Here is a 10,540-nt window from a genome sequence, read left to right as displayed (position 1 = left end):
TGGTAGCCCGGCGCGGGGACGTTCTCGACACGCTCGCCGAGGAGATCACCACCTTCCCTTCCGCCTACCGCCGACCCGCCGAGACCCCCAGTCCCGACCTCGTGTCAGGACGAGCTGCGGGGTCTGGGGGCACGGCTGCGCCCGGAACCGGAGGTCCGCCTCTTGCTCTCCTTGCGGAGTGCCTCGACGAGCTGCCCCTTGTTCATGGACGAGCGCCCTTGGACGCCCAGTTCCCTGGCCCGTTCGTAGAGGTGGTCCTTGGTCGCGTTGGCGTCCACGCCGCCGGCGGTCGGGAGGTCCCTGCCCCCCTTGCCGCGCCCTGCCCTCGGGTTGGCGGCCTGCGCGTCGGAGGGCCCCGCCTTCTGCTTGGGCACCCACCGGTCGCCCTGCTTCTCGAACGTGCGCTTGACCGCCGCGAATGCCACCCTGTGGGCGCGTTCGCCCTCGCCGTACTCCTCCACGGCCGAGTCGTGCGCCTTGATCCAGGTGTCCCGGGCCTTCTTCGGCGACCGCTTCAGCGTCGCCGGGAGTTCGCTCGTACCAGGCACTTCCCCACTCCCCGCTCTCGATTCGTCTCTGGCGTGTCCACCGCCCTGCCCGGGACCCGGTCACGCAAAACGCCGCAGAACACCTATGGACTTCTCACGGCCCGTCCCGGAAACCACGGGGCGGTGCCCGTCTGATCTGGCCCGACTCCGGCACTGGTGATCCAACGGATGCACGTTCACACAATCGACTTCATAGTGAATAACAGGAGAAACATTTCATGGAACCCGGTTCCATTCGATTGCCCGGACCACCGCCCGGAATGTCGCAGGGATACGGCGTGAGCTGCCCGGACCCCCCCCCGTCCGAGCACATCTCCTTTCCTAGTGGTTCTCCGATCCGTGGCCCCCCAGGGCCCACGGGTTCCCGCTGTACGAGAAAAGGAAAAAGACGTGCTGACAATGAATCCCCCCTCCCCCGCGTCTCAAGAGGACACCGGCCGCCCGCGTTCCCGGATGGCCCGGTTCGCCGCCCGGTCGGTGATGACCCTCGCGCTCGTCGCGGGCGTCACCGGTGGTGTCGTCACCCCCGCCCAGGCCGCCAGCGAGTACGAGCGCGGCCCGAACCCCACCGAGCGGAGCGTCACCGCGACCCGGGGCCACTTCGACACCGACACCACCTCCGTGTCCTCCTTCGTGAGCGGCTTCGGCGGCGGCACGATCTACTACCCGACCGACACCAGCGAGGGAACCTTCGGCGGCGTGGTCATCGCCCCGGGCTACACCGCCGGGCAGTCCTCGATGTCCTGGTACGGGCACCGGATCGCCTCCCAGGGCTTCGTGGTGTTCACCATCGACACCACGACCCGCTACGACCAGCCCGACAGCCGGGGCCGCCAGCTGGAGGCCGCCCTGGACTACCTGGTCGAGGACAGCGACGTGTCCGACCGCGTCGACGGCGACCGCCTGGCCCTGATGGGCCACTCGATGGGCGGCGGCGGTACGCTCGCGGCGGCCGACGACCGCCCGGAGCTGCGGGCGGCGATTCCGCTGACGCCCTGGCACACCCAGAAGCGCTGGTCCGACATGGAGGTGCCGACGCTGGTCATCGGCGCCGAGGACGACAGCGTCGCGTCGGTGCGGACCCACTCCATCCCGTTCTACGAGAGCCTGCCCAGTGACCTGGACCGGGCCTACCTGGAGCTGCGCGGAGCGAGTCACTTCGCTCCCAACGTCTCCAACACCACGATCGCGAAGTACAGCATCTCCTGGCTGAAGCGGTTCGTGGACGAGGACGAGCGGTACGAGCAGTTCCTGTGCCCCGCGCCCAGCACCGGGTTCGGCACGGACTTCTCCGACTACCGGGACTCCTGCCCGCACGGCTCCTGAGGGTCGAACCCCGTGCCCCGACCCGCACGGGGCCGGTGAACCCCGGTTCGGGGCCTGGTCTTCCAGGCTCCGGGCCGGGGTTTCGTCGTTGCGGGGACGGCGGAGGACGACCGGTTCCGGCGGAGGGGGACGTGCCGCCCTCAGCACCTCGCGCTCCGAGCCCGCGAGGAGCGAGAAAGCACAGCGAAGGGTGCACCGGGTTCCGCAGAAGGAGCCAAGCCGCCCCAGAGGCACGAGAACCAGGCGCAGGCGACGCGAAGAACCCGGTACCTCGCGCTCCGAGCCTCCGAGCCCGCGAGGAGCAAGAAAACACAGCGAAGGGCGCACCGGGTTCTGCAGGAGGAGCCAAGCCGCCCCAGAGGCACGAGAACCAGGCGCAGGCGACGCGAAGAACCCGGTACCTCGCGCCCCGAGCCTCCGAGCCCGCGAGGAGCGAGAAAGCACAACAACCCGGAGACCATTCCTCCGAGTTGCTGTGCTCTCTGTGTGCGGGTCAGGCTGTGTGCGGGTCAGGGTCAGTCGTGGAAGTCCAGCGCCTCCGGGGACAGCCGCTCGAAGTCGGTCTCCTCGATGTCGCCGCCCTCACGGTCGGTCACGCGGGGGCCCTGGACCATCTCGAAGGTGCCTCCGGCCTCGTACTGGACGACGTACACGCCCTCGTGGCCGCCGTGGTCGTCGCCGCTGGAGGAGAAGGGCAGCAGCCCCGGCCCCTGCCACTCCTGGGACTCCAGCGCGTCGATGAGCGACTGGCGGGTGAGGTCCTCACCTGCGGTTTTGAGGACCTGGGCCACCATGACGGCCTGGGTCATGCCGAACACGTGGGTGTTGGTGACGGTCTCGCCCTCGCCGTACTCCCCGTAGACCTCCAGGAAGAACTGGGCCCACTCGTCCTCCTGGTCCTCGACGCGCGGCATGTAGCTCGTGATGATGGCGCCGTCCAGGAACGCGTCGGCCGGGACGTCCTCGGCCTCCGTGTCCTGGGTGAACTCGGCCAGCAGGCCCTGGAGGGTCGCGGTGTCACCGCCGATGCTGGAGATGACCCACTGCGGCTCGTAGCCGATGCTCGCCGCCTCCAGCATGGCGAGGGCGACGAACGCCGGGATGCAGGAGCACACGATGACCTCGGCGTCCGTGCGCTCGAACTCGGCGACCTGGGCGCTGAGGTCGGTCACCTCGGACTCGTAGTGCTCTCGGGCGACGACCTCGTCGGTGAGGTACTGGTCGAGTCCCGCCTGGGAGTCGTCCCCGATGTCGTCGTTCTGGTACAGGTAGCCGACGTTCTGGCCGGAGAAGTTCTCGGAGATGTACTGCCCCTGGATCTTCGCCTCCTTCGTGTAGTCGGTCTGCCAGCCGTACGTCAGGGGGTGCTCTTCGGCGTTGTTCCAGGCCAGGGCGCCGGATGAGGGGAAGATGTCGGGGATTCCCTCGTCGTTGAGGTAGTCGATGACACCGCCGTGCGTGGGTGTGCCCAGGCCGCCCACCATCGCGAAGATCTCGTCCTCGATGACCAGCTGACGGGTGACGTCGATGGTCTGCGCCGGGTCGTAGGCGTCGTCCTCCACCCGGTAGTCGATCTGGCGCCCGTGGATACCGCCCTGGGCGTTCACGTAGTCGAACACGGCCCTCGCCCCCTGGGACACCGCCAGGTACCCGGGGGCGGCGGGGCCGGTCAGGGGCTGGTGGGAGCCGAGGACGATGCTGTCGTCGGTGACGCCGGTCGACACGTCGAGGTCGGCCTCACCGCTGTCGGTGACCTCGCCCGCACCCGTGCAGGCGGTCGCCATGACCGTCAGCGCGAGGGCGGCCGCCAGGGCGCCCAGTGTTCCTCTTCGCATGATGTTTCTCCTTCGATGGGGGGTGGGAGGATCAGCGGGTCGTGGAGGGCCGCAGCCGGGAGCCCAGGCGCGTGAGCGCGCCGTGGACTCCCAGGGGCCAGAAGCGCAGGACGAGGATGAGGACGATCCCGAAGAACACGACCGGGAGGTTGTTCTCGACGTTCCTGCTGAGTTCCAGGGAGCGGGCCAGGTCGGTGGCCCAGATCTGGAGGTAGACGACGGTGACCGCCGCCCAGAGCGCGCCCCACAGGCTGCCGATGCCGCCGAACACCAGGGCGGCGAGCAGCGTCAGGGACAGCACGAGGGTGAAGCTGCTGGGGGTGGCGGTGCCGAGCACGTAGGCCTGGAGGCCTCCGCCGAGGCCGCCCGCGGCGGAGGCGATGACGAACGCGACCACCTTGGTCTTGCCGACGGGGACGCCGGCCATGGCGGCGGCGGTCTCGTCGTCGCGCAGGGAGCGCATGCGGCGGCCGAGGCGGCCGGAGGAGATGGTGGCGAGCACGGCGAGGCCGACCACGACGGTCGTCCACACCACGACGGCCTTCCACTCGCTGGTGGTGAAGACGCCCTGGAGGAACGGCGGTGCCCCGGCGGTGCGGATGTTGAGGCCGTTGCTGCCGCCGAGGAACTCGTGGTAGCGGTGGGTCAGCCCGGGAAGGCCGACGGCGAGGATCAGGGTGGCCCCGGCGAGGTAGGGGCCGTGGAGGCGGGCGGTGGCCGCGCCGACCGCGATCCCCGCGACCGCCGACACCGCGACGATGATCAGCAGGTTCGCGGCGATGGGCAGCATCGGCTGGTGGAGGACGAGCAGCGTCATCGTGTAGGCGCCGATCATCATGAACGCCCCGTGCCCGAGCGACACCTGGCCGCTGCCGCCGACGAGGAGTTGCAGGCCCGCGATGGCGAGCATGGTGTAGCCGACGGCGGCCAGGCGCAGCGCGGTGAGGTCTCCGGTGACGAACAGCAGGCCCGTCACGGCGGCGAGTCCGAGCGCCGCGAGCAGCAGGTGGCGCAGCGGCGAGGGCAGCGCGCGCCAGCGGCCGCCGCGGGAGGTGTCGGGGCTCCCGCCGGTGGCGGTGGCGGTGGCGGAATCGGTGGCGCGTTCCGCGCTCTCTCCGGTGGGCGAGGACATGGCTACACCTTCCGCGCGGTCGGACGGGACAGGATGCCGTCGGGGCGCACGCTCAGGACGATGACGACGATGGCGAGGGCGGCGAGGGTGGCCAGTTCGGGACCTGCGTACCCGGACACGTAGGACATGCCGAGGCCGATGAGCAGCCCGCCGGCGACGGCTCCGAACGGGTTGTCCAGGCCGCCGATGACGGCGGCGGTGATGCCGTAGACGAACACGACGTCGAACACGTTCGGGGAGATGAACGGGGGTCCGGCGAGCATGCCCGCGAGGGCACCGATGAAGGAGGCGATGGCCCACCCGGCTGTGAGCATCAGGCCGACCTTCACGCCGCTGAGCCGGGCCGCCTCGGGGTGGAAGGCGGCGGCGCGCATGCGCAGGCCCAGCGGTGTGAACCGGTAGAGGACGAACAGCAGGAGGGCGACGACACCGACGGACACCAGCGCGAACACGCTGGACGGGGCGAAGCGGCCCACGTAGCTGAACGCGTACTGGAACCCGTGCTGCTCGTTGCCCCAGACCATTCCCACCAGGCCCTGCACGACCAGGAGGAGTCCGAGGGTGACGATGATGGCGTTGAGCTGGGAGACGCGGGCGATGGGACGGATGACGAACCGTTCGACCAGCGCCCCGGCGACGAGTCCGGCCGTCAGCGCGGACGCGAAGCCGAGCCAGTAGGAACCGGTGAGCTGGGTGACGGTGTAGGCGGTGTAGACCGCGACGAGGGCCAGGGCCGGCTGGGCGAAGTTCACCAGGCGCGTGGCCTGGTAGATGATGACGAGGGACAGGGCCAGTGCCGCGTAGGCCGCCCCGGTCGCCAACCCGTTGAGGGTCAGGTTGATGAAGTGGGTCATGGGGAGTTCTCCTCAGAAGCCCAGGTAGGCGTGGCGCGTGCGGTCGTCGGAGAGCAGGTCGGAGGATGCGCCCTCCGCCACGATCCGCCCCTGGTTGAGCACGAACCCGGTGTCGGTGACCCCCAGCGCCCCGGCGGCGTTCTGTTCGACGAGGACGACGGTGAGTCCGGTGCGGTCGCGCAGGTCGCGCAGGAGGGTGAAGATCTGCCGGGTGATCAGGGGCGCCAGTCCGAGCGAGGGCTCGTCCAGGATCAGGATCCGCGGTCTGGCCATGAGGGCGCGGCCGATGGCGAGCATCTGGCGCTCGCCTCCGGAGAGGGTGCTGGCGGTCTTGCCGCGCCGCTCCGCGAGGGGTGGGAAGAGCTCCAGGACCTCGGTGAACGTGCTCCTGTCACGGCGGTCCGGCCGCCACAGCCCGCCGAGGCGCAGGTTCTCCTCGACGGTGAGCTCGGCGATGACGCCTCCGCCCTCGGGGACGTGGGCCAGGCCGCGGGTGATGACCTTCTCGGTGGCGAGGCGGGTGATGTCCTCGCCGCCGAGGAGGACCTTCCCGGAGGAGGCGGGGTGGAGGCCGGTGATGGTCCGCAGCAGCGTGGTCTTGCCCGCGCCGTTGGCGCCGAGCACGGCGCAGAGGCCGCCGGAGGGGATGGTGAGGGAGACGCCGTCGAGCGCGCGGACGGCGCCGTAGGAGGCGCTGAGCCCTTCGACGGTGAGGAGGGGTTCCGCGGTCATCGGGGGTCTCCGTTCGCGTGGCCGGGGTCGGCGTCCCCGTCGGGGGTGCCGAGGTAGGCCTCGGTGACGAGGGGGTCGGCCTGGACCTGCGCGGGGGTTCCGGTGGAGATGACCCGGCCGAAGTTGAGGACGACGATGTGGTCGCAGACCCGCATGACCAGGTCCATGTGGTGTTCGACCAGGACGACGGCCATGTCCTGGCTGAAGCCGCGGATCTGTGCGGCGAGGGCGTCGATCTGTGTGCCGGACAGTCCGCTGGCGGGCTCGTCCAGGAGGAGGAGTTCGGGTTCGCCGACGCAGGCGCGGGCGAGGGCGACCTGTTTCTGCACGCCGTAGGGGAGGGTTCCGGGGAGCCGGTACGCGTGCTCGGCGATCCCGAAGCGCTCCAGCGCGGCGAGGGCGCGGTCCCGCAGTTCCCTCTCGTCGCGGTGGTGCCGCCCGAGCCCGCTGATCAGTGAGAACGCCCCTCCTGAGGCGAGGCGGTCGGCTCCGGCGACGACGTTGTCCAGGACCGTCATCAGCGGGAAGAGGTTGAGGCCCTGGAAGGTGCGGGCGATCCCGGCGCGGGCGAGGTGGTGGGTGCGGCGGCCGGGCGGCGGGTTCCCCTTCCAGGTGATGGTGCCCGTGGTGGGTCGCAGCACGCCGGACAGGACGTTGAACAGGGTGGTCTTGCCCGCGCCGTTGGGACCGATGAGGCCGACGACGGACCCCGGCGCGACCTGGAGCCCGACGTCGTCGAGCGCGGTGAGGCCTCCGAAGCGCACGGTCACCCCGTCCGCTCTCAGGAGATGGTCCGTTGCGGTCGTTGTCATGGCTGCCTTTCTCGCGGTTACCGTCCGAAAACCCGTACCGACCAGTTGGTATGACTGGGGCGTCCGTCGGCCCGGGGGCCGGCGGACCGGAAGGTCAGTTGAACAGGCGGGCCAGGTCCACGCGGGACCTGATGTTGAGCTTGCGGAAGATGCCGCGCAGATGGTGTTCGACCGTGCGCGGGCTGATGAACATGTGCGCGGCCACCTCGCGGTTGGTGGCGCCCTCGGCGACCAGCCGCGCGATCTGCTGCTGCTGCGCGGTCAGCTCGCCGGCCGAGTGCGGCCCGGGTTCGGGGCCGCGTTCGGCGGTGCCGATGGCGCGCAGCTCGGCGCGGGTCTGCCGCACCCACAGCCTCGCGCCGAAGCGCTCGAAGGTCTCCAGCGCGTTGTTCAGGTGTTCGCGGGCCCTCCCCGGAAGGCGTGCCCTGCGGAGGAAGGCGCCGAACAGCAGCTGGGTGCGGGCGTGCTCGACGTCGTCGTCCCCGCACGTCCGGTGCAGGGCCAGGGCGTTCTCGAAGTGGTCGGCGGCCTCGTCCCCCGTGGCCAGCAGTCCGGAGCCGCGCGCGGCCAGGGCCAGCGCGCTCGGACTTCCCACCGACTCGGCCCAGCGCCGGTACCCGGTCAGGGAGGTGCGCGCCCACTCCGTCTCACCCATCCTGACGGCCGCCTCCACGAAGTGCGGGGCCGTCAGCAGCCGCATGGTGGGGTGGCCGTGGCCCGGGGCGGAGTGCACGAGGGAGCGGAGCCGGAAGAACGCCTCGGCGGCGTTGCCCCTGGACAGCTCCAGGACGGCGAGTGCCCAGGACGCCAGGGCCGCCGCCAGCCCGAGGCTGTTCTCGCCCGCCTGCGAGGCGACCGCGCGGGCCCGGATCCGGCAGGTGTCCACGTCTCCCTGGATGGCGGCGATCATGGCGAGCGAGGCCAGGTGCTGGGTGGCCCAGATGGTCTGGCCGCTCTCGCGGGACACCCGGAGCCCGGTGAGCGCGGTGCCCGCCGCCGACGGGAAGCGGCCGCTCCAGAACTCGGAGAAGACCAGGAACCCCAGCGCGGCGGGCAGGGTGGCCTGTTCGCCGCGGGCCCGGCCGACCGCCACCGCCCGCGAGGTGGCGGTACGGACGAAGGGCGCGTCGGCCAGGCGCAACCCGCTGATGCCGGCCCAGATCAGCTCGGAGGGCTTGGCGATCTCCGCCAGTCCGGTGGCCTCGCGCAGCAGGGGCGTGGACCCCGGGTAGTCGCCCCGGAAGGAGATCATGCAGCCCTCCAGGAAGGCCGACAGCAGGCGCATCGGCGCCGGATCGTCCGCCCGGACCAGGGAGACCGCCAGTTCGGCGGACCGGGCGTGGCGTCCGGCGTCACCGGCCAGGGATGCGGAGTCGGCGGAGCGCGCCAGCGCCCGCAGGGCCAGGAAGCGGTCGTGCGGGATGAGTTCGCGCCCGACGGAGTGCAGCCGCTCGGCCACGTCGAGGGCGTTCTCGCCGCGCATGGCGAGCTGGGCGTCGATGAAGTCGACGGTGACACGGCGCCTGTCGGAGACCGCGAGCGGGCGTGCCTGCGACAGCAGGCGGGTGGCGCGCTCGGTGCGGCCCGCCATGTAGGCCTCGTAGGAGGCGGTGGTCAGGCGGCAGGCGCGCTCGTCGGAGTCGGGCGACAGCCAGGCGGCGCGCTCGAAGGCGTGGGATGCGGCGAGGCGGCCCTCCAGGCGCTTGGCCCGGCGGGCGGCGGCGGAGACCGCCTCGAACAGGGCCGCGTCGGGGGCGCTCGTTCCCGCGGCGGCGTGCCGGGAGAACTCCACGGGGGCCCGCTCGGGGTCCACCGCCCCGGCCAGCGCCCGGTGGGCGTCGCGCAGCCGACCGGCGGGGGTGTCCTGCGCGATCGCCTCGCGGGTCAGGGGGTCGGTGAAGACGACGGCGTCGCCCTCCACGCGGACCAGTCCGCGCTCCTCGGCGGGTTCGAGGTCGGTGATGGAGGTGTCGGAGCCGCCGGAGGCGGAGACCAGCAGGTGGACGCGGGGTGCGGTGCTGAGCGCGGCGAGCAGGAGGAGGTGCCGGGCCCGTTCCGGCAGTTCGCGGTAGGGGGTGAGGAAGTCGCCGCGCAGGCGCCCGGGCAGGCGGGGCGCCTCGGGCAGCGGGGTCTCGCCGAGGAGCTGCGCCGGGGTCAGTCCGCGCAGGTAGCCGAGGACGGCGGCCGGGTTGCCGTGGGCGGCGCGGACCAGGGAGGAGCGGACGGCGGCGGCGAGGGTGACGGGGGCGCTGTCGGTGAGGATGTCGTGCACCGCCCGTTCCTCCAGGGGTGCGAGGAGGAGTTCGGCGATGCCGGGGACGAGCGCGTCGGGGGTGGGTTCGCCCATGGTCTCGGGCAGACGCGCGCCGGCGGGTTTGCCGTGCCCCTCGCGCGCGGTGAAGAGGACGGCGACCGGGGTTCCGCCGAGGCGGCGGGCGGTGAAGGAGAGTGCGTCGAGTGAGGGGGCGTCCAGCCGGTCGGCGTCGTCCACGCCCACCAGCAGCGGCCGGTCGCGGCCGGCGGCGGTGCGGGACAGGAGTTCGGGCAGCGCGGTGTAGAGGGTGAGCCGGTCGGCGTCCGCCACCGATCCCCGTGTCAGGGCGTCCCTGAGGAGGGCGCGCCAGGGTTCCGGGAGGGCGTCGACCTCGGCCCCGAGCGGGCGGAGCAGGCGTTGGAGCCCGGAGAAGGGGAGGTTCGCCTCGTCGGTGATCCCTCCCGTGTGGAGCACGGTGAAACCACCTGCGGCACCGCGGGCGTGGTCGAGGAGTGCGCTCTTGCCCCGCCCCGGACCACCGGAGACGAGCAGTGCGGCGCCGCGTCCGGACCTGGCGTCGTCCAGGGCGTCGGTGAGGGCCCGGGTCTCCGTGTCACGGCCACGGAGGCGGGTCTGCGGGGGTTCGGTTTCGCTGCCTGCCACGTGCTCACATTCGCACAGCGCGCCCCGGTCACGGCAGGTGCGGACGTCCACACTGGTCGTTTCACCGATGCCCGCACGGAGTCGCACGCGATGGTTCCAAGACCCCCGCGGGCGGTGTTCCGGGGGCACCGGGGGCGAGTGCTACGCGACGGTATCCCAGCGTCCACCTGCGTTTCCACGGCCCCCTGGAGAGTGACGTCGCTCACTCCCCCCGGCATCCCCGAGCCCTTCCGAGGGTTCGCCGAGCGGGCTGGTGGTTATAAAGCCGTAACGTGCGCGCAACGACATACCCGCGATCCCGACAAATGAGACAAACAAATCAACGGATAGCTCTTTGTCTTCTTCGGGACACTGTCGCGGCCGCCCTGCACGGGATATCCAGTC

The 10,540-nt window shown here is 71.5% G+C and carries 8 protein-coding genes; 1 reads left to right on the top strand and 7 read right to left on the bottom strand.

Going from position 1 to position 10,540, the window contains the following annotated elements:
* Positions 1–104: 104 nt before the first annotated feature.
* On the bottom strand, positions 105–548 hold the full coding sequence (locus ACFWTE_RS22295; RefSeq protein WP_378781659.1) for a ChaB family protein: 444 nt from the start codon (positions 546–548) through the stop codon (positions 105–107).
* 453 nt (positions 549–1,001) lie between these two features.
* Between ACFWTE_RS22295 and ACFWTE_RS22290 the strand changes: the two genes are divergently transcribed.
* Positions 1,002–1,874, top strand: a complete 873-nt coding sequence (locus ACFWTE_RS22290; protein WP_378781663.1) for an alpha/beta hydrolase family protein — start codon at positions 1,002–1,004, stop codon at positions 1,872–1,874.
* Between the two features lie 515 nt (positions 1,875–2,389).
* Here ACFWTE_RS22290 and ACFWTE_RS22285 read toward each other — a convergent pair.
* The 6 genes from ACFWTE_RS22285 to ACFWTE_RS22260 all read right to left on the bottom strand — a co-directional run bounded on the left by ACFWTE_RS22285 (position 2,390) and on the right by ACFWTE_RS22260 (position 10,156).
* Positions 2,390–3,709: an ABC transporter substrate-binding protein gene (locus tag ACFWTE_RS22285; RefSeq protein WP_378781658.1), complete on the bottom strand. Its 1,320-nt coding sequence runs from the start codon at positions 3,707–3,709 to the stop codon at positions 2,390–2,392.
* A gap of 31 nt (positions 3,710–3,740) precedes the next feature.
* Complete coding sequence (locus ACFWTE_RS22280) at positions 3,741–4,841, bottom strand: branched-chain amino acid ABC transporter permease (RefSeq protein ID WP_378781656.1); 1,101 nt, start codon at positions 4,839–4,841, stop codon at positions 3,741–3,743.
* A 2-nt stretch (positions 4,842–4,843) separates the two neighbouring features.
* On the bottom strand, positions 4,844–5,695 hold the full coding sequence (locus ACFWTE_RS22275; protein WP_378781655.1) for a branched-chain amino acid ABC transporter permease: 852 nt from the start codon (positions 5,693–5,695) through the stop codon (positions 4,844–4,846).
* A 12-nt stretch (positions 5,696–5,707) separates the two neighbouring features.
* Positions 5,708–6,427, bottom strand: a complete 720-nt coding sequence (locus ACFWTE_RS22270; RefSeq protein WP_378781653.1) for an ABC transporter ATP-binding protein — start codon at positions 6,425–6,427, stop codon at positions 5,708–5,710.
* Complete coding sequence (locus ACFWTE_RS22265; protein ID WP_378781652.1) at positions 6,424–7,239, bottom strand: ABC transporter ATP-binding protein; 816 nt, start codon at positions 7,237–7,239, stop codon at positions 6,424–6,426. The genes ACFWTE_RS22270 and ACFWTE_RS22265 overlap by 4 nt, the downstream gene beginning before the upstream one ends.
* Before the next feature lie 94 nt (positions 7,240–7,333).
* Positions 7,334–10,156, bottom strand: coding sequence for an AAA family ATPase (locus tag ACFWTE_RS22260; protein WP_378781650.1), 2,823 nt, complete (start codon positions 10,154–10,156; stop codon positions 7,334–7,336).
* Positions 10,157–10,540: the final 384 nt, after the last annotated feature.

Source organism: Nocardiopsis sp. NPDC058631 (assembly GCF_042716955.1).
Taxonomy (GTDB): domain Bacteria; phylum Actinomycetota; class Actinomycetes; order Streptosporangiales; family Streptosporangiaceae; genus Nocardiopsis.
The sequence above is the reverse complement of the archived record's forward strand: the minus strand, read 5'-3'. Positions and strand labels throughout refer to the sequence as shown.

Coding starts and splice junctions, on each gene's coding strand:
- ACFWTE_RS22290 (WP_378781663.1), top strand. CDS start 1,002: ATGGCCCGGTTCGCCGCCCGGTCGGTGATGACCCTCGCGCTCGTCGCG.
- ACFWTE_RS22285 (WP_378781658.1), bottom strand. CDS start 3,709: ATGCGAAGAGGAACACTGGGCGCCCTGGCGGCCGCCCTCGCGCTGACG.
- ACFWTE_RS22280 (WP_378781656.1), bottom strand. CDS start 4,841: ATGTCCTCGCCCACCGGAGAGAGCGCGGAACGCGCCACCGATTCCGCC.
- ACFWTE_RS22275 (WP_378781655.1), bottom strand. CDS start 5,695: ATGACCCACTTCATCAACCTGACCCTCAACGGGTTGGCGACCGGGGCG.
- ACFWTE_RS22270 (WP_378781653.1), bottom strand. CDS start 6,427: ATGACCGCGGAACCCCTCCTCACCGTCGAAGGGCTCAGCGCCTCCTAC.
- ACFWTE_RS22265 (WP_378781652.1), bottom strand. CDS start 7,239: ATGACAACGACCGCAACGGACCATCTCCTGAGAGCGGACGGGGTGACC.